General features: G+C 71.6%; 22 protein-coding genes. 12 read left to right on the forward strand and 10 right to left on the reverse strand.

What is annotated here, in order from left to right; translation table 11 throughout:
- The first annotated feature begins 151 nt into the window (after positions 1–151).
- The 4 genes from L942_RS32370 to catC are packed head-to-tail and all read left to right on the forward strand — an operon-like array spanning position 152 to position 3,332.
- Complete coding sequence (locus L942_RS32370) at positions 152–1,060, forward strand: LysR substrate-binding domain-containing protein (protein WP_037367630.1); 909 nt, start codon at positions 152–154, stop codon at positions 1,058–1,060.
- On the forward strand, positions 1,057–2,160 hold the full coding sequence (locus tag L942_RS32375) for a mandelate racemase/muconate lactonizing enzyme family protein (RefSeq protein WP_037367631.1): 1,104 nt from the start codon (positions 1,057–1,059) through the stop codon (positions 2,158–2,160). Before L942_RS32370 ends, L942_RS32375 begins: the two co-directional genes overlap by 4 nt.
- Before the next feature lie 32 nt (positions 2,161–2,192).
- A complete protein-coding gene (gene catA / locus L942_RS32380; RefSeq protein ID WP_037367633.1) occupies positions 2,193–3,038 on the forward strand; it encodes a catechol 1,2-dioxygenase in 846 nt (281 codons plus the stop codon).
- Positions 3,039–3,053: 15 nt separating this feature from the next.
- On the forward strand, positions 3,054–3,332 hold the full coding sequence (gene catC / locus L942_RS32385; protein ID WP_037367634.1) for a muconolactone Delta-isomerase: 279 nt from the start codon (positions 3,054–3,056) through the stop codon (positions 3,330–3,332).
- 76 nt (positions 3,333–3,408) lie between these two features.
- Here catC and L942_RS32390 read toward each other — a convergent pair whose 3' ends face one another.
- Genes L942_RS32390 through L942_RS32400 form a run of 3 tightly spaced genes read right to left on the reverse strand, consistent with a single transcriptional unit; the run spans position 3,409 to position 5,802 of the window.
- Positions 3,409–4,203, reverse strand: a complete 795-nt coding sequence (locus L942_RS32390; protein ID WP_037367636.1) for a crotonase/enoyl-CoA hydratase family protein — start codon at positions 4,201–4,203, stop codon at positions 3,409–3,411.
- Positions 4,193–4,606 (reverse strand): Zn-ribbon domain-containing OB-fold protein, encoded by a 414-nt coding sequence (locus tag L942_RS32395; RefSeq protein WP_037367638.1) that lies wholly within the window; start codon positions 4,604–4,606, stop codon positions 4,193–4,195. Before L942_RS32395 ends, L942_RS32390 begins: the two co-directional genes overlap by 11 nt.
- A gap of 14 nt (positions 4,607–4,620) precedes the next feature.
- Positions 4,621–5,802: a thiolase family protein gene (locus L942_RS32400; RefSeq protein ID WP_037367640.1), complete on the reverse strand. Its 1,182-nt coding sequence runs from the start codon at positions 5,800–5,802 to the stop codon at positions 4,621–4,623.
- A gap of 218 nt (positions 5,803–6,020) precedes the next feature.
- Here L942_RS32400 and L942_RS32405 point away from each other — a divergent pair, with 218 nt between their 5' ends.
- The 4 genes from L942_RS32405 (at position 6,021) to L942_RS32420 (ending at position 12,415) form a co-directional block, all read left to right on the forward strand.
- Complete coding sequence (locus L942_RS32405) at positions 6,021–7,082, forward strand: acyl-CoA dehydrogenase family protein (protein WP_037367641.1); 1,062 nt, start codon at positions 6,021–6,023, stop codon at positions 7,080–7,082.
- Positions 7,083–7,084: 2 nt separating this feature from the next.
- Entirely contained in the window at positions 7,085–8,278 is a 1,194-nt protein-coding gene (locus L942_RS32410; protein ID WP_037367642.1) for an acyl-CoA dehydrogenase family protein, read from the forward strand.
- Positions 8,279–8,299: 21 nt separating this feature from the next.
- Positions 8,300–10,675 (forward strand): CaiB/BaiF CoA-transferase family protein, encoded by a 2,376-nt coding sequence (locus L942_RS32415; RefSeq protein ID WP_037367643.1) that lies wholly within the window; start codon positions 8,300–8,302, stop codon positions 10,673–10,675.
- Positions 10,676–11,488: 813 nt separating this feature from the next.
- Positions 11,489–12,415, forward strand: a complete 927-nt coding sequence (locus L942_RS32420) for a LysR family transcriptional regulator (RefSeq protein ID WP_037367694.1) — start codon at positions 11,489–11,491, stop codon at positions 12,413–12,415.
- Between the two features lie 64 nt (positions 12,416–12,479).
- Here L942_RS32420 and L942_RS32425 read toward each other — a convergent pair whose 3' ends face one another.
- The 5 genes from L942_RS32425 to L942_RS32445 form a co-directional block, all read right to left on the reverse strand.
- Positions 12,480–12,908 carry a MarR family winged helix-turn-helix transcriptional regulator gene (locus L942_RS32425; protein ID WP_037367644.1) on the reverse strand — a complete coding sequence of 143 codons (429 nt, stop codon included), beginning with the start codon at positions 12,906–12,908 and terminating at the stop codon, positions 12,480–12,482.
- A 33-nt stretch (positions 12,909–12,941) separates the two neighbouring features.
- On the reverse strand, positions 12,942–14,129 hold the full coding sequence (locus tag L942_RS32430; RefSeq protein ID WP_037367645.1) for a CaiB/BaiF CoA transferase family protein: 1,188 nt from the start codon (positions 14,127–14,129) through the stop codon (positions 12,942–12,944).
- Positions 14,130–14,292: 163 nt separating this feature from the next.
- The gene (locus L942_RS32435) at positions 14,293–15,060 is read right to left on the reverse strand and encodes an NPP1 family protein (protein WP_037367646.1); all 768 of its coding nucleotides are present in this window, start codon (positions 15,058–15,060) and stop codon (positions 14,293–14,295) included.
- Positions 15,061–15,124: 64 nt separating this feature from the next.
- Positions 15,125–16,957 (reverse strand): FUSC family protein, encoded by a 1,833-nt coding sequence (locus L942_RS32440; RefSeq protein WP_037367647.1) that lies wholly within the window; start codon positions 16,955–16,957, stop codon positions 15,125–15,127.
- Between the two features lie 86 nt (positions 16,958–17,043).
- Positions 17,044–18,228 (reverse strand): FAD-dependent monooxygenase, encoded by a 1,185-nt coding sequence (locus L942_RS32445; RefSeq protein ID WP_037367648.1) that lies wholly within the window; start codon positions 18,226–18,228, stop codon positions 17,044–17,046.
- 133 nt (positions 18,229–18,361) lie between these two features.
- On the opposite strand from L942_RS32445, the gene L942_RS32450 reads away from it, so the two are divergent.
- Positions 18,362–18,829: a MarR family winged helix-turn-helix transcriptional regulator gene (locus tag L942_RS32450; RefSeq protein WP_037367649.1), complete on the forward strand. Its 468-nt coding sequence runs from the start codon at positions 18,362–18,364 to the stop codon at positions 18,827–18,829.
- 7 nt (positions 18,830–18,836) lie between these two features.
- On the opposite strand, the gene L942_RS32455 is transcribed toward L942_RS32450, so the two are convergent.
- Positions 18,837–19,745, reverse strand: coding sequence for a hypothetical protein (locus L942_RS32455; protein ID WP_037367650.1), 909 nt, complete (start codon positions 19,743–19,745; stop codon positions 18,837–18,839).
- Between the two features lie 96 nt (positions 19,746–19,841).
- On the opposite strand from L942_RS32455, the gene L942_RS32460 reads away from it, so the two are divergent.
- The 3 genes from L942_RS32460 to L942_RS32470 are packed head-to-tail and all read left to right on the forward strand — an operon-like array spanning position 19,842 to position 22,731.
- Positions 19,842–20,900, forward strand: coding sequence for a peptidase dimerization domain-containing protein (locus L942_RS32460; protein WP_037367651.1), 1,059 nt, complete (start codon positions 19,842–19,844; stop codon positions 20,898–20,900).
- 10 nt (positions 20,901–20,910) lie between these two features.
- Entirely contained in the window at positions 20,911–21,735 is an 825-nt protein-coding gene (locus L942_RS32465; protein ID WP_037367654.1) for an alpha/beta fold hydrolase, read from the forward strand.
- A gap of 21 nt (positions 21,736–21,756) precedes the next feature.
- A complete protein-coding gene (locus tag L942_RS32470; protein WP_037367655.1) occupies positions 21,757–22,731 on the forward strand; it encodes a pirin family protein in 975 nt (324 codons plus the stop codon).
- A 36-nt stretch (positions 22,732–22,767) separates the two neighbouring features.
- Here L942_RS32470 and L942_RS32475 read toward each other — a convergent pair whose 3' ends face one another.
- Entirely contained in the window at positions 22,768–23,676 is a 909-nt protein-coding gene (locus L942_RS32475; RefSeq protein WP_037367656.1) for a phosphatase PAP2 family protein, read from the reverse strand.
- Positions 23,677–23,736 lie beyond the last annotated feature (60 nt).

The following is a 23,736-nucleotide window of genomic DNA, read 5'->3' on the forward strand; positions in this document are numbered from 1 at the left end:
CCGGCCACACCAGGGCAAGTCCCAGTCCTGACCCAGGGTGCGATTATTCGATGTCGTTTATCAATCCCACGCAAACCGCTCCTTGTCTTCACTCAATGCCGGAACTTACGGTGAGCGAGACCACGCGAGGAGCCGGTGAGGAGGCAGCCCGATGGAACTGCGCCACCTGCGGTACTTCGCCGCCGTCGCCGAGACCTGCCATTTCGGCCGCGCCGCCGAACGCCTGCACCTCGCCCAGCCCGCGCTTTCGCACGCGATCCGGCAGCTGGAGGACGAGCTGGGCGTCGCCCTGCTCAGCCGCACGACCCGGCAGGTGCAGGTCACCCCGGCCGGCCGGTTCTTCCTGGCCGAAGCGCAGCGGATCCTGGACGCGGTCGAGGCGGGTGCGCGCGGAGCCCGGCGCATCGCCGACGGACGGCGCGGGCTCGCCCGGATCGGCTTCACCGGCACCGCCGCGCTGTCGCACCTGCCGCAGGTCGCCCGCGCGCTGCAGCACCGGCTGCCCGAGGTCGAGCTCGAAGTGCACGCCGACCTGCTCACCGGCGAGCAGTGCGCGCAGCTGCGCGACGGCACGCTCGACATCGGCGTGCTGCGGCCGCCGGTCACCGGCGGCGACCTGGACGTGCACGTCATCGAGACCGAGCCGCTCGTGCTCGCCGTCCCGGCCGACCACCGGCTCGCGGTGGAACCGGTCGTGGCGATGAGCGACCTGCGCGCCGAAGCTTTCGTCACCTATCCGGCGAGCCATTCCGTCGTCAACGAAGCGGTCCTGCGCAGCTGCCGCGACGCCGGATTCACCCCGCAACGCGAGCACGAAGCGGCCGGCACCGCGGTGCTGCTCGCGCTCGTCGCCGGCGGTCTCGGCGTCGGCGTCGTCCCCGCGTCCGCGCGGGCGCTGCCGCTGGCCGGGGTCGTGTTCCGCGACCTCGCCGGGGCGGCCACCGTCCAGCTCGCGCTCGCCTGGCACCGCGACCGGGCCTCGGCACTGGTCCCGGCCGTGCTCGACGCGCTCGGCGAGCTGTTCCCCGTCGAAGTGCCCGTGTCAGGGAGGACACGATGAAGATCACCCGGGTGGAGGCGATCCCGTTCGCCATCCCCTACCGCAAACCGCTGCGCTTCGCGTCCGGCGAAGTGCACACGGCCGAGCATGTGCTGGTCCGCGTGCACACCGACGACGGTGTGGTCGGTGTCGCCGAGGCACCGCCGCGGCCGTTCACCTACGGCGAGACGCAAGCCGGGATCGTGGCCGTGCTGGAGACCGTGTTCGCCCCGCAGGTCGTGGGCCTGAGCCTGCTCGAACGCGAAACCGTGCACGCCCGGCTTTCCCGCACGGTCGGCAATCCGGCCGCGAAGTCCGCTTTGGACATGGCGATCTGGGACGCGCTGGGGCAAAGCCTCGACGTCTCGGTCACCGAACTGCTCGGCGGCTACACCGACCGCATGAAGGTCTCGCACATGCTCGGGTTCGACGAGCCCGCCGCGATGGTCGCCGAGGCGGAGCGGATTCGCGACAGCTACGGCATCACGACATTCAAGGTGAAAGTCGGCCGCCGTCCGGTTTCCCTGGACACCGCGGTGGTGCGCGCGCTGCGGGAGCGGTTCGGCGCCGAGGTCGACCTGTACGTGGACGGCAACCGCGGCTGGACGGCCGCGGAATCCGCCCGCGCGATGCGGGAAATGGCCGACCTCGACCTGCTGTTCGCCGAGGAGCTGTGCCCCGCCGACGACGTGTTCGGCCGCCGCTGGCTCGTGTCCCGATTGGACGTTCCGTTCATCGCCGACGAATCCGCGGTGACCCCGGCCGACGTGACCCGCGAGATCCTCGGCGGGTCGGCCACCGCGATCAGCATCAAGACCGCCCGCACCGGCTTCACGCGTTCGCAGCGCACGCACCATCTCGCGGAGGGGCTGGGGCTGGAAGTGGTGATGGGCAACCAGATCGACGGCCAGCTCGGTTCACTGTGCACTGTCGCGTTTGGATCCGCGTACGAGCTGACGTCGCGCCGCCCCGGCGAACTGTCCAACTTCCTCGACATGACCGACGACCTGCTCGCCGAACCGCTGCGCATCGCGGACGGCGAACTGGTCATCCGCCCCGGCGCCGGCCTCGGCGCCGAACTCGACCCCGGCAAGCTCCGGCACTACCGGCAAGACCGCTGAGCCGGAAACCCCCGATGGATCAAGGAGGATTCATGACTGCCACGCATTCCCCCACCGCCGCCGCGTCCGGAGCCAACGCCACCGAACGGTTCAAGAGCGACAAGCTCGCCGGCGTCGCGGGCACCCCGAAGGAACGGGTCAGCCTGCTCGCCCGCGAGGTGCTGGAGGCCGTGCACGCGACGATCCGCAAGCACAAGGTGACCTACGACGAGTACAACGCGCTCAAGTCGTGGCTGATCAGCGTCGGCGAGGACGGCGAATGGCCGCTGTTCCTCGACGTCTGGGTCGAGCACGTCGTCGAAGAAGTCGCCACCGAGCACCGCAAGGGCAACAAGGGCACCATCGAGGGCCCCTACTACGTTCCGGACGCCCCCGAGCAAGGCGCGCGCGGCTCGGTCCCGACGCGGGAGAACGAGCCGGGCACCGCGCTGACCTGGACCGGGCAGGTCACGTCGACTACCGGCGAAGCACTGGGCGGCGCGAAGGTCGAACTGTGGCACGCGGACGCCGACGGGCTGTACTCGCAGTTCGCGCCGGGCATCCCGGAGTGGAACCTGCGCGGCACCTTCACCACCGACGAGGAAGGCCGCTTCGAAATCCGCACCGTGCGCCCCGCGCCGTACCAGATCCCGACCGACGGCGCCTGCGGCAAACTCATCGCGGCGGCGGGCTGGCACGCCTGGCGTCCGGCGCACCTGCACGTCAAGGTGTCCGCACCGGGGCACGAACTGCTCACCGCGCAGCTGTACTTCCCCGGCGACGAGCACAACGACGACGACATCGCGTCCGCGGTGAAGCCGGAACTGCTGCTCGACCCCAAGCCCGCGGAAAACGGCGAGACCGTCGAATACAGCTTCGTCCTCGACCCGGCCCTCTGATTCGGCAGGAGATTCATGCTTTACCACGTGCGGATGGACGTCCGCCTTCCCCCGGACCTGGACCCGGCGGTCCGCGACGCCCTCATCGCGCGCGAGAAGGAGTACAGCCAGCAACTGCAGCGCAGCGGGAAATGGCCGCACATCTGGCGAATCGCGGGCGAGTACGCGAACTACTCGGTGCTGGACGTAGCCGACCACGACGAGCTGCACCAGATCCTGTCGAACCTGCCGCTGTTCCCGTACATGGACATCCAGGTGACCGCACTGGCGCGGCATCCGTCCAAAGTGGACTGACCGGGTGCCGCGAGGGGAACCCTGAGGGAATCTGATTCCCGCAGGGTTCCCCTCGCGGATGTTCCCGAAGCGGCAGCTACTCGGCTTGCCAGACCGGCGCGCGCTTCTCGACGAACGCCTGCGTCCCCTCTCGGACGTCCTCGCTCGTCATCACCCCGGCGGCGTTTTCGCGGGTGTTGTCCCAATCGCCGTCCTCCGCCGGAATCGCACCGTCCACAATGCTCAGTGCGACGCGTTTGCTGGCCTGCACCGCCAGCGGCGCGTTCGCGGCGATCTTTTCCGCCAGCGCCAGCGCCTCGGTCAGCACGTCGGCGTCCGGGACGACGTGGTTCACCAGTCCCAGCGTCGCCGCGCGGGCGGCGTCCAGGGGTTCGCCGGTGAACATCATCTCCATCGCGATCTTCCGCGGGATCTGCCGCGGCAGCCGGAACACGCCGCCCGCCGCCGCGAAGAGGCCGCGTTTCACCTCGGGCAGCCCGAATTTCGCCGATTCGGCCGCCACGACGAGGTCGCTGGCCAGCGCGAGTTCGGTGCCGCCGCCGAGGGCGAAGCCGTTGACCGCGGCGATCGTCGGCTTCGAAATCGGATGCCGCACGTATCCGGCGAAGCCCCATTCCTCGTGGCCCGGCGCGGCGAGCGATTCGCCCCGCGACACGGCCTTCAAGTCGGCGCCGGCGCAGAACGCCCGCTCCCCCGCGCCGGTCAGCACGACGACACGCGTCTCCGGGTCCTGCTCGGCCCGTTCCAGCGCGGTGCCGACGAGTTCGCTCAGCTCGGCGTTGACCGCGTTCATCGCGTGCGGCCGGTTGAGCGTGATCACCAGGACGTGTCCGCGCTGTTCGACGAGCGCGGCCGGGGCGTCAGCGGGCATTGCCGTCCTCCTCCGCCGGCGCGAAGACCGGCACGTTTTCGTGGTCGGGATCGGGGCCGGAGGGCACGAAGACCGCCCGCACCGGCAGCTGCCAGAGGTCCGCGTCCGGGTCGGCGTCGAGCCGGCACCACCACCACGGTCCCTCGGTCAGCTCCACGATGCCGACGACCACGCGCTCCGGTTCGCCGCCGTCGCGCGCCCGTTTGTGCACCACCGACCACGACACCACCGTGCCGGTTCCCGCGGCGGCCGTCCACTCGAGGTCGTCGTCGGGGTCCGGGACCGTGCGCGGGTCCAGGTATTCGCCGGTGCCGCGCCGGCGCAACAGGCGGAACTCGCCGACCGCGGTGCCGTCGAAGAACGCCGCGGACTCTTCGTCGCGCGCGACTGGGTTGATACGCATGATCTTCCCTCCGCTCACGCCGCGCCGAGCACGAGCGTGCTGTGGTGGTCCAGAATTCCGCCGTTGCCGGAAACCAGCACGGTGTCGTGCTTCGGCACCTGGCGTTCGCCGCCCTGTCCGCGAGCCTGGACGATCGCCTCGGACAGCGGCGTCATGCCCCACAGGTAGTACGACGACAGCTGGCCGCCGCCGGTGTTGACCGCGAGCTTGCCGTCCGGGCCGAGCATGCCCGGCGTCGCGACGAACTCGCCGCCTTCGCCCTTGCCGCAGAACCCGTAGTCCTCCAGGGTGAGCAGCGCGGTGAAGGTGTAGCAGTCGTAGATCTCGGCGACGTCGATGTCCTCGATGGTCACTCCGGCCATCTCCATCGCCGCCGGACCGGACCGCGCCGCGCCGCTCACGAGACCGAAATTGTCGTTGCGGCGGAAGGAATTGCCCGGGTGCGCCTGTCCCCAGCCGAGCACCTGCACCGCGGGCTGGGCCAAGGACGCCGCGCGTTCCGCGGAAGTCACGATCACCGCCGCGCCGCCGTTGGAGACCAGGCAGCAGTCCAGCAGGTGGAACGGTTCCGCGATGAACCGCGACGCCTGATGATCGGCCAGGGTGATCGGGTCCCGCAGCTGGGCCAGCGGGTTCTTCGCCGCCCACGCACGCTGCGCGACCGCGATCGCGCCGAGTTGCTCGCTCGTGGTGCCGTAAGTCTTCATGTGCCGTCGCGCGGCGAGCGCGTAGAACGTGTTCGGCCCGGCGAACCCGCTGGCGCCCAGCAGACTCCCCCAGCCGGTCGGGGTGGTGCGCCGGCCGCCGTAGGCCGCGCCGGTCGCCTTGCCCCGCTGCAGCGGCGCGTCGGCGAACACGCAGGCCACGGTGTCGGCCATGCCCGCTTCGACGGCCATCGCGGCGTACTGCACCATCGCGCCCGCCGTCGAGCCGAATGCCTGCATCTGGGTGAACAGGCGCAGGTCCCGCAGTCCCAAGTCGACTTGCAGACTCAGGTCGACCCCGGGCGTCGTGCCGGCGGACACCAGCAGCCCGTCGATGTCCGACAGCCCGATCCCGGCGTCCGCGGCCGCCCGCCGGACGGCCTGCGCGGCGAACTGCCGCGCGCTCGGACCGTAGACTTTTCCCAGCTCAGTGAGCCCGAGACCGGCGATCGCCGCCCTCCGCCGCGCCGGGGTCTCCCGCCTGCTCGTCATCCTCGCACTCCGTTCCCGACCGATGGTCGCACCTCCACGTTCGCATCCCGCTGACGCGGCGTAAACGACCGGTCGGGACACCGGCAGATGAGCGACCGCGACACGTGCGCCCATGTCGCTCCGGGAAACCTGCCGGTGTCGGAATCCGTGATGTACACCGCCGTTTTCCGGACCCAGCATGGGAATCGAGACCCGACGACGGGAAAGGCGGTCCGGCGATGGCGATCAGCGCCGCGGAAACCGAACAGCTGCGGGAGGCGGTGCGCGACCTGCTCGCGGACCGCTGCACCGAATCAGACGTACGCCGCGTAATGGCGACAGAGTCCGGTTATGACCCGCACCTGTGGAAACAACTGGCCGAACTCGGACTCCCCGGCCTGCTGATCGCGACGGAATACGGCGGGGTGGGCCTGGGCGCGGAAGAACTCGAAGCCGTCGCGGAGGAAATCGGAGCGGCGCTGCTGCCGTCGCCCTTCCTGTCCAGCGCCGTGCTGACTTCGACCCTCATTGACGCCGCCGGGTCCGAAGAGGACAAACGCCGTCTGCTGCCCGCGCTCGCCGACGGTTCCTCGATCGGCACCGTCGCCATCAGCGGCACCTGGACCCCCGAAAGCATTGCGGTACAAGCAAACGGAACCCTGACCGGAACCACGCCCTACGTGACCTTCGGCCAGCTTGCCGACGTCATTCTCGTCGTAGCTCGCACTGGCGACGACATCGGCATCTTCGAAGTCGCACCTGACGCGCCAGGCTTCACTCGCACCGCACTGTCGGTATTCGACCCCACCGTGCGGCTGTCCCAATTCACCTTCGCTGACACCCCAGCACGACAACTCGGCACCGCGGGCCGGGAAGCCGTGCAGAAAGCCTTGGACCTCAGCGTAATCGCGCTGGCCGGAGAACAAGCCGGCGGCGCTCGCAAGATCTTTGACACGACCGTCGAATATCTCAAGACCCGCGTGCAGTTCGGCCGCGCGATCGGCAGTTTCCAGGCGATGAAGCACCTCGCCGCGGACCGTCTCCTCGAGGTCGAATCGGCGACCTCCGCCGCCCGGCACGCCGCGGCCGACGGCAGCCCGGGCGCGATCGCCCTCGCCGGATTCGCCTGCGCGGAAGCGTACGAAACCGTTGCCCTGTCCGCGATCCAGATGCACGGCGGGATCGGCTTCACCTGGGAACACCCGGCGCACCTGTACCTGCGCCGCGCCCGCTCCGGCGCGCAGCTGTTCGGCGGCTCGCGGCTGCACCGGGAGCGCTACCTCGTCTCGAAGGGGGCCTGACCATGACCACCACCCTCCCCAGCGCGGACCAGCTCCGCGAAGAAGTCCGCGCGTGGCTCGCCGCGGAATGGAACGGACTCGCCCCGGCTCCCGATCGCTGGAGCACCACCCCGGAACACGTCGCGTGGCGGGAGAAAGTCGTCGCGGCCGGGTACGCCGTGCCGACCTGGCCGGTCGAATGGTTCGGCCGCGCCTACCCGGCCGAGCTGGCCGACGTGATCGCGGCCGAGTTCGACGCGGTCGGCGCGCCCGGCGCGCGGCAGGACAAGCACAGCATCCCGGCCAACACCGTCCTCGCGTTCAGGACCGAGAAGCTCAAGAACGACCTGCTTTACGACGTTCTCACCGAACGGTCCCGGACCTGCCTGTTCTACAGCGAACCCGGCGCCGGCTCGGACCTGGCCGGAGTGCGCACCACCGCGGTCCGCGACGGCGACCGCTGGATCGTCAACGGCCAGAAGGTCTGGACGTCCGGCGCGAAGACCGCGGACTACGCCCTGCTGATCGCCCGCACCGACTGGGACGTCCCGAAGCACAAGGGCCTCAGCTATTTCGTCGTGCCGATGCACCAGCCGGGCGTCGACATCCGGCCGCTGGTGCAGATCACCGGCGAAGCGCATTTCAACGAGGTGTTCCTGACCGACGTCGAAATCCCGGCCGACTACCTGGTCGGCGACGAGGGCAAGGGCTGGCGCGTGCTGCAGACCGCGCTGGCCTACGAACGCTCGATCATGGGCGACGGCGCGCGGGCGTCGCGGCACGGCTCGATCGCCGACGACCTCGTCGGGCTCGCCCGGGAACGCGGCCGGCTCGACGACCCGGTGATCCGCGACCGCCTGGCCACCGTGCTCGCCCTGCGCGAACTCAACGCGTTGAACAACGCCCGGGCCAAGGCCGCCGCCGAACAGGGCACGTCGAGTTCGGTGATGTCGCTGGGAAAGCTCGCGATGTCCGGCGTCCTGCACGCCGAGGGCCGGCTGCGCACCGACATCGCCGGTCCGGAAACCCTGCTCGCCGGGGACGGAAACCCGGTCGCCGACGACGTGAACTTCCTGGCGCTCAACGCGTTCTTCACCTCCATCGGCGGCGGCACCGACCAGATCCAGCGCACGATCATCGCCGAACGCGTCCTCGGCCTTCCCAAGGAACCCGAGATCGACCGCGACCTGCCCTTCCGCGCCGTCCGCCGCAGCTGAGCCCCGAGGAGGCTGGTTTCCGTGCCCGATGCCTACGACCCGCCGCTTTCCGGGGTCCGCGTGCTCGATCTGTCCTCCGGCCCGATGACCGCGACCGGACGGCTGCTGGCCGATCTCGGCGCGCGCGTCACCCGGGTCGTCCTGGCCGGCGTCACCGGCGAAGACGCCACCGGACCGGTCGTCGACGGGGTCGCGATCGGCACCGCCGTCGACCGGCACGGCTTCGCCCAGGCGACCGCCGAACCCGGCTCGCACGGCTGGGAACAGCTGCTGGCCGACGCCGACCTGCTGATCGAGACCACCCCGCCGGGTTCGCCCGCCGAAGAGCTGCTCGACGTCCCCGGCCTGCGCACCCGGCATCCCGCGCTGGTCGTCCTGTCCGTCAGCGACTTCGGCCGCGCCACGACCCGGCGGCACTGGCAGGCCACCACCCCGGTCTTCCACGCGCTGACCGGCGAACTCTCCCGGTCCGGCATCCCCGGCCGCGCGCCGCTGCTGCCGCCCGGCGAACTGCCTTACCACGTCGCCGCCGCGCAAGCCGCGTTCCAGGCGGTGAGCCTGTACCTCGACCGGCTGCGCACCGGACGCGGCGACCGCATCGACTTCTCCGTTCTCGACGGCGCGATGCAAACGCTGGACCCGGCCTTCGGCATGGTCGGCAGCGCTGCCGCCGGGGTGCCGCTGGCCGAGCTGCCGCGCGGACGCACCGAGGAACGCCACCGGTACCCGATTTTCCCTTGCCGGGACGGATACGTCCGGATCTGCCTGCTGTCGCGACGGCAGTGGCGCGGGATGTTCGCCTGGATGGGCAGCCCGGCCGAATTCGCCGATCCGAAGTACGACCAGGTGCGCGAACGCTTCGCGTCGCCGGACCTGCTGCCCGCGATCGGCCGCTTCTTCGCCGGCCGCACCCGGGCTTCGCTGGAGTCCGAGGGCCAGCGCCACGGCGTGCCGACCGCCGCGGTGCTCACCCTCGCCGAAGCACTCCACACCGACCAGCTCGCCGCCCGCGGCTTCTTCCGCGACACCGAACTGTCGCCCGGGCTCGTCGCCCCGGTCCCGGCCGGAATCGCCGAGATCGACGGACACCGCGCCGTCGCCGGCCCGGACACCGGCGCCCGAGTCGCCGCCGCGCCGATCCTCGCCGCCCGCCCTCGTCGCGGCGAAGGGCGCCCGCTGGAGGGGATCCGGGTCCTGGACCTCGGCGTCATCGTGGTCGGCGGCGACACCGGACGGCTCTTCGGCGACCTCGGCGCGGACGTCGTCAAAATCGAAAACTCCGCTTTCCCGGACGGTTCCCGCGCCGCGCTGCCCGGCCTGATGTCGCACGGTTTCGCCGCCGGGCACCGCAACAAACGCGCCATCGGCGTCAACCTGCGCGCTCCCGAGGGGCAAGCGCTGGTGCGGCGGCTCGTCGCGCAGTCGGACGTCGTGCTGACCAACTTCAAACCCGGGGTCATCGCCTCGCTCGGGCTCGACCGGGCCGCGTTGTCCGAGGTGAACCCCGGCATCGTCGTCGTCGACAGCTCGGCCTTCGGCCCGACCGGCCCCTGGGCGAAACGCCTCGGCTACGGCCCGCTCGTGCGCGCCGCGACCGGACTCACCAGCGAGTGGATCTATCCGGGCGAACCGGGCACGTTCAGCGACGCCGTCACGGTCTACCCGGACCACGTGTGCGCCCGGATCGGCGCGCTGGCCGCCTTGGCACTGCTGGTCCGGCGCGAACGGACCGGCGAGGGCGGCGCGGTGAGCGTCGCGCAGTCGGAGGTGATGCTGAGCCACTTCGCGGACCGCATCGCCGCCGAAGACCTGGCCCGCCGAGGACATCACCTGACCGAGCCCGCGCACGACGCGCCCTGGGACATCTTCCCGACCGCCGGCGACGACGACTGGCTCGCGGTCACGGTGCGAAACGACGCGGATTGGGGCGCGTTGTGCTCGGTGCTGGACCGTCCCGACCTGGCCGCCGACCCGGGTCTGGCCACCCGCGCCGGCCGCGCCGCTTCCCGGCCCCGGATCGACGCCGCGGTGACCGAGTGGACGGAGCGGCAGCCCCCGTTCGCGGCGATGGAGCGGCTGCAAGCCGCCGGCGTTCCCGCCGGGGCGCTGCTGCGGGCCGCTGACCTGCCGGAATGGGAGCACTACCGCGAGCGGCGGGCGTTTCGGGAGGAGCTGCATCCGTACGCGGAGGAGCCGTACGTGCTGGAGAACGTGCAGATCCACGCCGCACACGTCGCCGATCCGCCGCTGGGACAGGCGCCGCTGCTGGGCGAGCAGACGTTCGAGATCGCCGCCGAACTGCTGGGGCTGAGCGCTGCCGAGACGGCCGGGCTCATCGCGCGCGGGGTGCTGGAGGCACCGGAGGACCAGGAGGGGCGCGCCGCTCGCGCCGGATGAGCGGAAGCGGGCAGGCGATGCGCGGCAAGCGAAACGGCGGGAGTGCTTTCGCTTTCCGCGCGAAGCCGGGCCCGGTGCCTCGGCTGTTCCCTCGCGCCGGGTTCGGCGGCCTCACGCCGAGCACTCCACGGCCCGACAGCCCGCCCCGCTCCAGCAACCCGCTGATCCGGTCAGCCCACGATCCGACGGCGCCAAGAGACGCCCCTCCCGGCCCGACCGCCGCCCCGCGCCCATCCCCAGGACCCGGCGGCGTGGAGCGAAAACGCCCCATCCGACCGCACCGCCCCGCGCCTCACCGACTCCCTCAACCCAAGACCCGGCGGTGCCAAGCGAGAACCCTCCCGACCCGCCGCGCCACGGAACCGCCCCATGCCCCGCCAATCCCGTCAACCCACACCCTGGCGCCACCCAGCAACAACGCCCCACCGCACCGCCTTGCGCCTCACTGACCCCCTCAACCCAAGACCCGGCGACGCTAAGTGAAAACGCCCACCCGACCGCACCGCCCCGTGCCCCACCGAACCCCTCAACCCACGACCCGCCGCCACCAAGCAACAACGCCCTACCCGACCGCACCGCCGAACCGCCCCGCTCCTCACCGCCCCCTCACCCGAAGCCCCGGCTGCGCCAAGCAACAACGCCCTACCCGACCGCACCGCCGAACCATCCCGCGCCCGCCGAACCCCTCCCCCGAGACCCAGCCGCGCCGACCCTCATCCCCGCACCGCATCCCCCAGCCCGCCCGGCGACCCGCCGGATGCCGCTGCCCGCCGTATGATCGCCCCGACCCGCCGCCTCGCTGGACATTGGACGATGGAGATCGATTTCACCCGCCTGAAGTACTTCGTCGCGGTCGCCGACGAACTGCACTTCAAGCGCGCGGCGGACCGGCTGCGGATCACGCCTCCGCCGCTCAGCAAGCAGATCAAGCTGCTCGAACGGGAACTCGGCGGCCCGCTGTTCGAACGGCACTACCACGAGGTCCGGCTCACCCCGCTCGGCGAGGCGCTGCTCGGCCCGGCGCGGGCGATCCTGCGCCAGGTCGAGAACCTCAAGGACATCGCGGCCGGAGTGCTCGGGGACGGCGCGCCGATCCGGGTCGGAGCCACCGCGTACGCGCCGTCGGATCTGCTCGAAGACCTCGAAGCCGCGGTCGGCGGGCTGGCTGTCCCGGCGACGTTCGAGGTGGCCGGTTCGGCCGCCGAGGTCACCGCGAAACTCGTGTCCGGGCATCTGGAACTCGGGTTGATCCACCTCGCTGTCGAGGACCAGCGGCTGCGGGCCCGGACCGTCGCCGAATACCAGGGCGCGATCGCGGTCCGCGCGGACGATCCGCTCGCCCGCCGCGATCTCGTGCACATCGAGGAGCTGCGCGACCGCGAGGTGGTCATCGATTTCGCCCGGCCGAACCCGCTCATCCTCGCCGCGCTGACCCGGAGGCTCGCGAACCGCGGCGTCCGGAACATCGTCCGCGCGGTCAGCGGCCGCGGCGGCGAAGTCGAAATGGCCGCGCGGGTCTTCAACCGGCGGCTGGTCGCCCTCGTGTCCTACGCGCCGGCGTCGTTGATCGGCCGGCTGTTCTCGCCGCCGGAGTTCAAGCTGGTCCGGATCGACGAGGACGGCTGGGAACCGAGCCGGCTCGCGCTCGCCTGGGCCGCCGACCGCGCGGCCGGGCCGCCCCGTCCGGCCGATCTCGCCGAGGACCTTTCCGCGAAGCTCGGCCCGATCCGCCGCGGCTGACCGGGGCCCGCGACGACCGGCGGCAAATCAGCGGCCGCCGCGCGGATAAGTCTACTGTGGACTGTCAGGACCCGACGAACTTGGTCAGCAGCCGCCCGAACTCCGCCACATCTCCGCTCGGCCAGTCCCGGAGCCGGTCTTCGAGCCGTTTCCGTTGTGCCGCACGGGTAATTGCCAGCGCGCGACGCCCGGCCTCGGTAAGCTCAAGACGCTGCCGACGCGAATGCCGCGGATCCGGGCCGCGCACCAGCAGCCCGGCGTTCTCCAGTTCCGCGAGCTGCCTGCTGACCGTCGAGGGATCGAGCCCGTATTCCTGCGCGAGATCCGCCGCGTGCGCGCAGTCCGCGAGGTCGATCGAGGACAGCATCGTGTACTGCACGAACCCGAGCCCCTCGTACAGTTCGTTCGAACGCACCCGGGATCCGCGGGAAAACAGGATGATCGCGCGGTGGATAGCGTCCAGGGCGTCGCCGTCGCGGTCTTCTCCCGGCATGTCCCCGCATGCTAGAGATGCACCATACAACTGTCAACGCGGCTCGGCGGCGATCCCCCGGCGCAGCAGGTCGTCCGCGTCGGTCCCGGCTTCTTCAAGCAGCGCACGGGTATGCGCGCCGAACGCCGGGACGTCGCCCATCCGCGCCTCGACGTCCGCGAAGGTCACCGGCGGCAGCAGGGCGTCGACGGCGGCGTGCTCGGTGCCGATTTTCCGCCAGCGGTCGCGGGCGCGCAGCTGCGGATCGGCTACGACGTCGGCGACCTGTTTCACTTGCGCCGCCGGGATTCCCGCCCGCGCCAGCCGCTCGTCCAAGTCCACTGTGGACCATCGGGCGGTTTCGGCGGCGACCGCGGCGTCGCATTCCGCGCGGTGCTGCACGCGCAGCACATTCGTGGTGAATCGCGGGTCTTCGGCCAGTTGCGGCGCTTCGAGGACCGAGGTGACCAGGGTTCGCCAGCCGCTGTCGTTCTGGACGCCGATCAGCATCTGACCGTCTTTCGTCGGGTACGCGTCGTAGGGGGCGATCGAGGCATGGCTCAGGCCCATCCGCGCGGGCTGGCGGCCGGAGTACATCTGGCTGTACATCGCGTAGCCCATCCATTCGACAGTCGCTTCGAGCATCGTCACCTCGACTGTCGCGCCCTGGCCGGTTCGCCAGCGACGCAGGAGGGCGGCCAGGACCGCCTGCGCGCAGTACATTCCGGAGGCGATATCGGATGTCGGGATGCCGGTCTTGACCGGGGTGTCCGGGGTGCCGGTGATGCCGATCAGGCCCGCTTCGGCCTGGACCAGCATGTCGTAGGCCTTGCGCTGCTCCCTGGGGCCGCCGGTGCCGTAGCCGGAGAGGTCGACGGTCACCAGTTCCGGATGGTCGGCGCGCAGGGTTTCGGACCCGAAGCCGAGCCTCGCGGCCGCGCCCGGGGCCAGATTCTGCACGAAGACGTCGGCGCGGGCGATCAGGCGGCGCACCACGTCGCGCCCTTCCTCGGTTTTCAGGTCCACCGCGAGGGATTCCTTGCCGCGGTTGAGCCAGACGAAGTGCGCGCCGGTGCCGTGGACGACGTGGTCGTATTCGCGGGCGAAGTCCCCGCCGTCTGTCCGTTCCACCTTGATCACGCGAGCGCCGAGGTCGGCGAGCGTGCGGGTGGCCAGCGGGGCGGCGACGGCTTGTTCGACGGAGACGACGGTGATTCCGTCCAGCGGGAGCGCGGAGTCCATGGTGCTTACTATTACCCGGATTTCCTCTTGACGCTGGGGTGAGATGTGTCGCGTGGGGCACCCCGAAGCTCCATTGTGCTGACGGTCTTGGGGTGCAGGGCCAGGGCTGGGTGCCTCGATCGTCGGGTGCGGCGGCTGCGGTTTTCGGGGTGGCGTTGGCGGGTCAGCCGCGCGGGGCGAAGGGGATTCCGGACGGCTTCGACTTCTCCAGCAGGTCCTGGTACCGGCCTTCGCTGATCTTGATCGTCGCGGCGCCGAAATCCGCGCCCATCAGGCGGTCGCGCAGGGCGGTCGAGGGCCAGCCGTCCCAGCCGACCAGGGGCGGGTAGCGCCAGTCGTGGTAGTGGTTCTCCGGGGGCTCGTCGTGGGCGTCGGCGAGGCGGAAGAAGTGCGTGCCCGGGCCGTCCTTGTGGTAGACCACTTTCGGGTGGGCGCCGTCGAAGCTCACCTTCGACCTCGGGTAGGTCACCTGGGAGGAATGCTGCGTGGTCGTGACGTACTCGACCTGGTTCGACGACTGGTCGATCCAGGAGATCACGTGCTCCCAGTCGTGCCGGTGCCCGCCAAGGCCGCTGCCGTCGACGGCCTGGTCCTTCTCGAAGTAGCTCGCGTAGACGACCGCGCACCAGCCGTGGTTGCACGTCGAGCGCGAGTAGGTCTGGGAGTTGTCGAGGTCGGACTTGTCGTGGCAGTTGCCGTTGACCGCGCCGGTGGTCTTGAGGCCGGGCGCGAGGGTGCCGTCCGGACCGATCGCCGGGGTGGCGTAGCAACCGTCGCCGTCGTAGTCGTAGGCGGGCGAGAAGGACTGCTCGTATCCGTTGGCGTTCTGCGGCAGGTTGTGCGGCGGATCGGCGTACGCCGCGGATACCGGGAACAGCAGCGCCATGCACGCGGCGACCGTCGCGGTGCGGGCGAGCGGGAGTTTCCTCATGTCCGGATGGTGACACCGCGAACGCGCAAGGTGAAGGGACGCAAGGGAAGCATCCGGCGCCCTTTCAGCCCGCGAGCACCTCCGCGCCGCGATGCACGCGCAGCAGGTCAGCTCGGACGAGGTCGGCCAGCAACCGCTCCTCCTCGTCCGCGTCCACCGGACGCGCGGGCAGTTCCCCGTTCCCGGCCAGCGCACCCGCCGCGGCCTCCGCGAAGGACGCCATCGCCGCCGACTGCGCGTCCCGTTGCAGCAGCGCGCCCGCCGACGCCGCGAGACCGCGCAATCCCTGCCCGGCCTCTTCCAGGGCTTCTCGTTGCTCCGGCGAAGGCTCCCGGCTGCCCGGCTCGGGACTCAGCAGGTCCTGATGCGTCCGGGCCGCGGCGCGGAACCGCAGCCCGACCTCGCGCCGGCTGCTTCCGCCGCGCAGCCGTTCCGCCACCGACGCGAGCAGCTCGCCAGTCTCGGAGACGGCGTCGGCAAGCCGTTGTGCCACCGAAGGTTTCGGCACCCCGGGCACCGCGGCGAAGCCGAACAGCAGCCCGATCACCACCGCCAGCACAACCAGCAGCAGATACTCCACCAGCACCGAAACCGCGTCCAGATGACGCGTCGTGGCGTTCATCCCGACGCTCATCAGCACCATGCAGCCGTTGAACACCATCGGCTGCACCTGCATGAACGGGAACCCGACGAGCAGCGCGACAATCCCCAGCGGCAGCAACGCGCCCGGCGGCAACAGCCACAGAGCGACCGCCAGCACCACGGCCCCGGCCGCCGCACCGGCAGCGCGCTGCCCCGCCTTCGCCAGCGTGTCCCGCCATTCCGGCTGCATGAGCGCGAAGGTCGTCATCAGGAACGAGACCGTGAGCGGGTCGCCCGGACGGAACATCGCGATCACCGCCGCGACCAGCATCCCCAGCGCGCACCGCAACGCGTGCCGCAACTGCGCGGACCGCCACGAAAACACCCCGGTCGCCTCGCGCCGCAACGCCTCGCGCACGAGATGCCGCGGGAAGTCCACAATGGACTCGTCGCGGTTCAGCACCGCTTCCCGGATCGCGCACAGCCCCGCCCAGGCTTCGTCGAGCAGCGCGCCGGTGTCGCCGGGCAGCGCGACGTCCGGGTCGACCCGTTCGATCTCCGGCGGCTCCGAAACCGCCTTGGCCCGCACGGCTTCCGCGAGCGCCCCGACCTGTTCGTCCGCGGCCTCGAGCACGCGCGTCACCGCCGCCGCCTGTTCTTCGTCGAAGACGCGCAGCCGGTCCCGCAGCAACGCGGCGGTGCCGTGGTAGCGCGCGCCGCCGGCGAGCACCCGCGCCTGCCAGGCCCGCGGCCGGTCGGTGACCCACAACCGCACCGCCCGCTCCGCGCTCACGCGGTCCGGTCCGGCGAGCGCGTCGGCCAGTGCGGTGCGGGTCGGCTTGCCCGGATCGCTCAGCCCCATCAGCAGCCGCAGCACGAACACGACCCCGACGGCCAGCGCCGGCGCGCAGATGATCTGCACCGGGCTGGCCGCTCCGCTCAGCTGGAAGCCGTAGCCGAACACCGTGGCCATGCCGAGTCCGAGCCCGACCGTCACATACCGCGACCCGAGCGCGGGCACCAGCGCCGCCGCGAACACCACCAGCACGAGCAACGCGATCGACGCGACCGGCGACACCTCGCCCAGCAGCCGCGGCCCGGCGCCGCCGAGCACGACCGCCGGCGCGAACGCGGCGAGCAGCCACAGGTCCGGCCGCAACGGCCCGCCGGTGGCGGCGATGAAACAGAACAAGGCGGTCAGCCCGGCCAGCATCGCCGTCGAGCCGAGCCCGAGCGCCACCCCGAGCCCGGCCGTGCCGCCGACGACCACCAAAATCGCCGCGAGCATCCCGCCGCCGCGCGCAATCGCGTTCATCCCGCCCCGTTCCGTCACCGCGCAATGCCGCCGGGTAGCCTCGCACGCCGCGACGGCGCGTCCGAGCCCGACTCGCCCACCGAGGCTCAGACGGTCGCGCGCTCCGGCGGCAGCGTCAGCAACGTGTGCACCTCGTTGTGCTCCTCCCCCGGCAATCCGTCCATCGACCGCAGCGCCGCGTTCCGCGCTTCCAGCTCCGCTTCGGTGCGCGGCGCCATGACCGGCGCCCCGCCCGTGGCCAGCGCCTGGTTCCGCTCGACGAACTCCCGCGAGCGGCTCTCGTACGCCGCGAACGCCTCCTCGTGCGGGGCCTCGGCCAGCTCGTAGGCCAGCAGATACGCGCCGATCATCGCGAGGCTCGAGCCCTGCCCGGAGAGGAACGACGTCGCGTGCGCGGCGTCCCCGGCCAGCGCGACCCGGCCCTTCGCCCAGACCGGCAGGTGGATCTGGCTGACCACGTCGAAGAACAGGTCATCGGCGGTACGCATCGCCTCGACCATCCGGGGCACCAGCCAGCCGTCTCCCTCGAAGTAGCCGGCGACCAGGTCGCGCTGCGCCCGCGGGTCGGCGAAGGCGTGGAACGGCGCGTCCTCCCGGCTGAACAGCAGGAACGCGTGCATGTCGCCGTCGCCGTCCCCGGTGGCGTAGAGCGCCGCGCTGTGGCCCGGAACCGCCCACACCACGCCTTCGTGCGACAGCCCGAGGTCGTTGGGCATGGTGAACCCGGCGAAGCAGTAGCCGAGGTAGCGGTGGAACCGCTCCTCCGGCCCGAAGACCAGCGAACGCGTCTTCGAGTGCAGCCCGTCCGCGCCGATGACCAGGTCGAACGTCTGGCTCCGGCCGCTGGTGAACGTCACGTCGACCCGGTCGCCCCGGTCGTTCAGCGTGGCGATCGACTCCGAGAAGCGGAACTCGACGTCGTCGCGGACCGCGTCGTACAGCAGGCTGGTGAGATCGCCGCGGGCCAGCTCGATGTCGTAACCCGCTCGGTCCCCGGTCAGCACGGCCGGTTCGACGCCCTGGATGACGCCGCCGTCCGCGTCGAGGAACGAAAGCCGCCGGGTCGCGACGTGCCGCGCCCGCGCCTTGTCCTCCAGGCCCATCCGCCGCAGCACCTCGACGGCCGGGCCGCGCGTGTCGATCGGGTACCCGCCGCCGCGCACCGCCGGCGCCTTCTCCACCACGGTGACCGCGAAGCCGTACCGGTTCAGCCAGTACGCCAGCGCCGGGCCCGCGATGCTCGCCCCCGAGATCAGCACACTCCCGTTCATGGTTCTCCCCTTCCCCCGGCAGGCGATAGATGCCTACCTTAGGTATCATTTTCGAGACCGGCCGGAACCGCTTCGCGCGATCCCGGTGACCCGACCATATACCTAAGTTAGGTATCTAATCAAGGAGCCCGCGATGTCCGCCGTCTCTTCCCTGCTCCGGGACCTGCTCCCCCGGCTGAACGAGCTGAGCGGGACGCTGCGCCGGGGAAAGCTCTTCGACCGCGCGGTCGAGGCGACCGGGCTGCCGCTGGAGCGGCCGGCGATGAGCGTGCTCGGCATCCTGCACATCGAGGGCCAGCCGCTGCGGGTGGGCGAGATCGCCAACCGGATGAACGTCGTCGGGCCGCACGTGACCCGGCAGGTGCAAGGCCTGGAAAGCCGCGGCCTGGTGCGCCGGGTGGCCGACCCGGACGACCAGCGGGCCCGGCTGATCGAGCTGACCCCGGAAGGCAAGGCCGCGACCGAACGCTACGTCGAGGTGATCGAAGGCTGGTTCTCCTCCGCGCTCAGCGGCTGGACGGAGGAGGACCGCCAGCTCCTCGACCAGCTGCTGAAGCGGCTCGTCGAGGACCTGACGGCCCGGTTGTCCGAGTTGGACTGAAGCGGGGTCACCGCGACAGCCGCAGGAACTCCCGCTGCTCGCGGTCGTAGCGCTGGGTCAGCCCGTTTCCGTAGCGGTCCCACCAGTTCTGCGTGTGCCCGTTCTGCCGGGTGGTCGTGTCGCCGTAGATCTCCCGGTCGTATTCGATCCGGGCGTCGTGGAACTGCTGCTGGAACTCCTCCGGCGACAGGCTCCGCAGCTGCTCGACCGCGGCCGGGTCGAGGGTGCGCGCGCTCCGCACGATGTCCGCGCCGCCCATGTGGTTCAGGATCGCCCGGACGCCGCCCGCGCCGCGCATGTGCGCCCCGGACATGATCGCCGCCTGCGCGCCCGGGTCGCTGAACTCCAGCGCCCCGGCATGGCGCGCGTTCGCGGTCATCAGCTGCGCGACCACCGCGCGTTCCTCGGCGCTGCCGACGCCGTACCGCTCGCGGGCGGCCATGATCTGGTCGTAGCCGTTGTGCATGCTCTCCCGGAAGCCGTACGCCTCGCGCACCCCGCCCTGTTCGCCCGTCGCGCCTTCGGACCGCATGATCGAATCGACGACCCGGTCGTCCAGCTGCCGCGGTGCGGCACCCCCAGCGGCCGCACCGCCGCCGCCTGCCCCGGCTCCCCCGCCGCCGTAGCCGTGGGCCACCGCGGTGTCGGCGTCGGCGTAGTTCTGCGCCGCGTGCCGCACCTTGCCGTTGACCTGCTCGATCAGCTTCACGAAATCGCCGAGCGACGACACGAGTTTCGACTGCAGCAAGGTGTTCGCGGCGGCGACCCCGCTGCCGATGCCCGCGAACGACAAGGAGTCGATCACGAGGGTTTCGAGGTCGCGCACGGCCGAGAACGCCGCGGCGCCGAGGCCTTCCACGTTCTTCACGATCGCCGACACCTCGGCCGGCAGCACCCGGTAGCTTCCCGCTGTCATGGCAGCGACCCTCGCGCACCGGCCCGGCCGCGCCAACGGCCGAATTACCCACTTCCGGAGGGGATCGAATCGCTGCCCGGTGGGTACCTGGGCGGCATGGAGTCCGACGAGGACCGGCACGACCGGACCGACCACGAGATCGAACTGCTCGCCGAGCGGCTCTGGGCCTGGTCCCGTGAACCGGACGGCGAGCGGGAGCCGGATCTCGGTCCGCTCGCCGAGGCCGGGTTCGACCTCACCGGACGCACCGCGCGGTACGGCAGCGGGCGTCCGTGCGTCGCCCTGCTGCTCCCGTCCGACCGGCGCCGGGAATTCGGGCACAACCTCGTCGCCGCGGCGGTCGTCGGCGCGGCGCTGGCGACCGTCCGGACACTGGAATCCGGTTCCGTCGTCGTCACCGACCGCCCGGCCGACGGCATCGACGCGGTGCTGACTTTCCAGCCCGGCGTGCACACCTGGGCCGCCGCGCCGCTCGCCGCGCGGACCGAACTGCGGGTGACCGTGCACGGGAATTCCGGCCCCGCCCCCGAAGACAGCACCGACGCGGTCGCCGGGCTGGTGCAGGTGTTCACCGCGATCGCCGCGCTGCGGGCCCGGCTGCCCGCCGGTGCGGCTGTACAGGGAATCGTGACGCACGGCGGGGAATCCACCGATGTGGTGCCCGATTTCGCCGAGGCGCGGTTCGGATTGCGCGCGCCGGACGCGGAAAGTCTCGGCCGGGTCGTCACCGAAGTGACCACCGCCGCCGAGGGAGCCGCGATGGCGACCGGAACCAAGGCGAATGTCGAACGGTTCGGCCCGATTCACGCGCGGTTCCACGACAACCCCGTGCTGTCCGGCCATTTCGCCCGGCATCTCGCGGCGTGCGGGATCCACGCGGCCCCGTCGGGCATCGCGGCGGTCCCCGGCCGGCCCGAGGTGGGCGATCTGAGCGTGCGGATGCCGACGATCCATCCGTCGGTCGCGCTCCACGATCCGGTCCGCGCGGTCGGCAGCCGGGCGTTCGCCGAAGCGACCGGCTCGCCGCGCGCCCGGACCGTGCTGCTCGCGACGGCGGCGGCGCTGGCCCGGACCGCGTCGGACCTGCTCGCGCATCCCGCGCTGGTGCGCCAAGCCTGGGACAATTTCGCCGATCGCACGCGGCGGACTGGCTAGAGTCCTCGGAATGGGGACGACCACCGCGGATCTGCCGCTGCCGGACGGCCGGAATCTTCGAGTGCACGACAGCGGGGGCGACGGGTTTCCGCTGGTGTGGCACCACGGAACTCCGCAATCCGGCCGTTTGCTGCCGCCGGTGGCGGAGGCCGCCGCGGCGCGCGGATTCCGCCTCGTTTCCTATGCCCGGCCGGGATACGCCGAATCCACTCCGAAGGCCGGACGGACGGTCGGCTCGGCTGCCGAAGACGTGCGGCGCCTGGCGGACGCGCTGGACCTGCCGCGGTTCGCCGTGGCGGGCGCGTCCGGCGGCGGTCCGCACGCATTGGCTTGCGCCGCGGGACTGCCGGATCGGGTGCTGGCCGCGGTGTCCCTCGCCGGATTGGCCCCATTCTCCGAGGAATACGACTGGTACGGCGGGATGGCCGACGACAGCTGGCTGCGGGCCGCCCGCGAGGGCCGCGAAACCCGGCTGCGGCACGGGGAAACGCGGGAATTCGACCCGGCGAGTTTCACCGACGCGGACTGGGCGGCGCTGCGCGGCACGTGGGGCCCGCTGGGACAGGACGCGGGTGCGGCGGCTGACGTCGCCGCGGAAGCCGACGACGACCTCGCGTATGTCGCGCCGTGGGGCTTCGCGGCCGCCGACGTGCGGGTTCCGGTGCTGCTGGTGCACGGCGGCGACGACCGCGTCGTCCCGGCCAGCCACAGCGAATGGCTGCTGCGGAACCTCCCGGACGCCGAGCTGTGGCTCCGTCCGCACGACGGGCACATCTCGGTGCTGAACGCACTCCCGACGGCGCTCGACTGGCTGCGCAACCGCCTCGCCCGCTGACCGCCGGTTATCGTGTCAGGCATGAGCAACGTCGAGGCCGACCCGGCCGAACTCGAGTGCGGCGGCGACCCGGTCGACCCGGGCAAGGTCGAGATCCTCGACGCCCGCTCCGTCCCGCTCGGCGGACCGCGGGCGATGCCGGTCCGCCGCACCCTGCCGCAGCGCCAGCGGTCGCTCATCGGCGCGTGGTGCTTCGCCGACCACTACGGCCCCGACGACACCTCGGTCAGCGGCGGCATGTCCGTCGGCCCGCATCCGCACACCGGGCTGCAGACGGTGAGCTGGCTGTTCACCGGCGAGATCGAACACCGCGACAGCCTCGGCTCGCACGCGATGGTCCGCCCCGGCGAACTGAACCTGATGACCGGCGGGCACGGCATCTGCCACGAAGAGGTGTCGACGCCGGAAACCACGACGCTGCACGGCGTCCAGCTCTGGGTCGCGCTGCCGGACGAGCACCGGCACACCGCCCGCGACTTCCAGCATTACGCGCCCCCGGCCACCGGACTCGACGGCGCCGTCGCGCGCGTCTTCCTCGGCACGCTGGCCGGCGCGACCTCGCCGGTGAAGACCTTCACCCCGTTGCTGGGCGCGGAAATCGTCCTCGACCCGGGGGCGAGCCTCAGCCTCGCCGCGGACCCGTCCTTCGAGCACGGCGTCCTGCTCGACACCGGAGAGGTCGTTTTCGCGGGCACCCCGCTGCAGCGCGCTCAGCTCGGCTACCTCGGCATCGGCGCGGCGAAGCTCGAGCTGCGCAACCCCGGGGCGGAACCGGCGCGAGTGATCCTGCTCGGCGGGCCGCCGTTCGGCGAGGAAATCCTGATGTGGTGGAACTTCGTCGGCCGCAGCCACGAGGAGATCGCCGAGTACCGCGCGGCGTGGGAGGCGAATTCCGACCAGTTCGGCGCGATCGAGCCGTACCCCGGCGGCCCGGCGCGGCTGCCCGCTCCCCCGCTGCCCGCGGTGCGGATCAAACCGCGCCGCAACCCGTCGTAACGCGACGTTCGCGGTCGGCACCGGAATCGCCGTTCACTAGACCCCGCCCCCTTTGACCCGGTTCCGTGCCCCGGACGGGTCGAAGTTCACCCGCCGGAGCGGTCCAGCGGCCAGCAACACCACCGCCACCGCGCTGAGCGCCGCCAGCACCAGCGCCGCCACGAACCGGGCCGGCACTGACGTCGCCGACGCCAGCACCGCGTACCCGCCCAGCACCACCACTACCGGCCCGAGCAGGGCGACCGCGGTCAGCACCGGCGGGATCCGGCCGCCGTCCGGACGCCTCGCCGAGACGACCGCCGCGCCCGCCGACACGACCGCGGCCACCAGCAGGCAGGCGCCCACGGTGTCCGACAGGCGGTGCCAGCCGAGCGCGACGGTCGCCGCGGCCACCCAGGCGACGCCGGGCGCACCCGCGGCGAGCACCCAGGTCCGGAACCGCGCGGGCAGCACCACGGCCAGCGCCAGCAGCACGGCGGTGGCCGCGCTCACGTGCCCGCTCGGAAAGCTGTTGTGGTGCGGGGCTCCGGTCGAGCCGACGTCCGGCCGGTCCAGCAGGTAGATCTTGAGCAGCTGCGCGGCGGCCAGCGGCAGCAAATACAGCGCCAGCGCGGTCACCCCGAGCGCGAAGCGCTTGCGCAGCAGCGCCAGCGCCACGATGACGATCCCGGCCGCCCCGAACACCTCGACGCCGTCTATCCCGGCCAGCGGCCGCGCCCAGTCCACAGTGGACCGCGGGAGGCGCTGCGCGAAGCGGACCACGCCGTCCTCGGCGCGCTGTCCGGCCTCGGTCCGCACGAACAGCAGGTACGCCACGGCGAACGCGCCGGCGAACCCGAGCGCCGCCGCGATCAGCACAGCGGTCCGCGACCGCCGGGGAGGGGCGAGCGCGTGGCGCGGCGCGGACAGGGGCACGGTCTGCGGTTCAGGAGTCAGCACTGCCATGTCTTCGACCCTGGCCGCGGGATTTCGGGATCTCGTCAGTGCCGTGTCATGGTTTCGCTA

The sequence above is a fragment of the Amycolatopsis orientalis DSM 43388 genome (genome assembly GCF_000411975.1).
In the GTDB taxonomy this organism is placed as follows: domain Bacteria; phylum Actinomycetota; class Actinomycetes; order Mycobacteriales; family Pseudonocardiaceae; genus Amycolatopsis; species Amycolatopsis orientalis_D.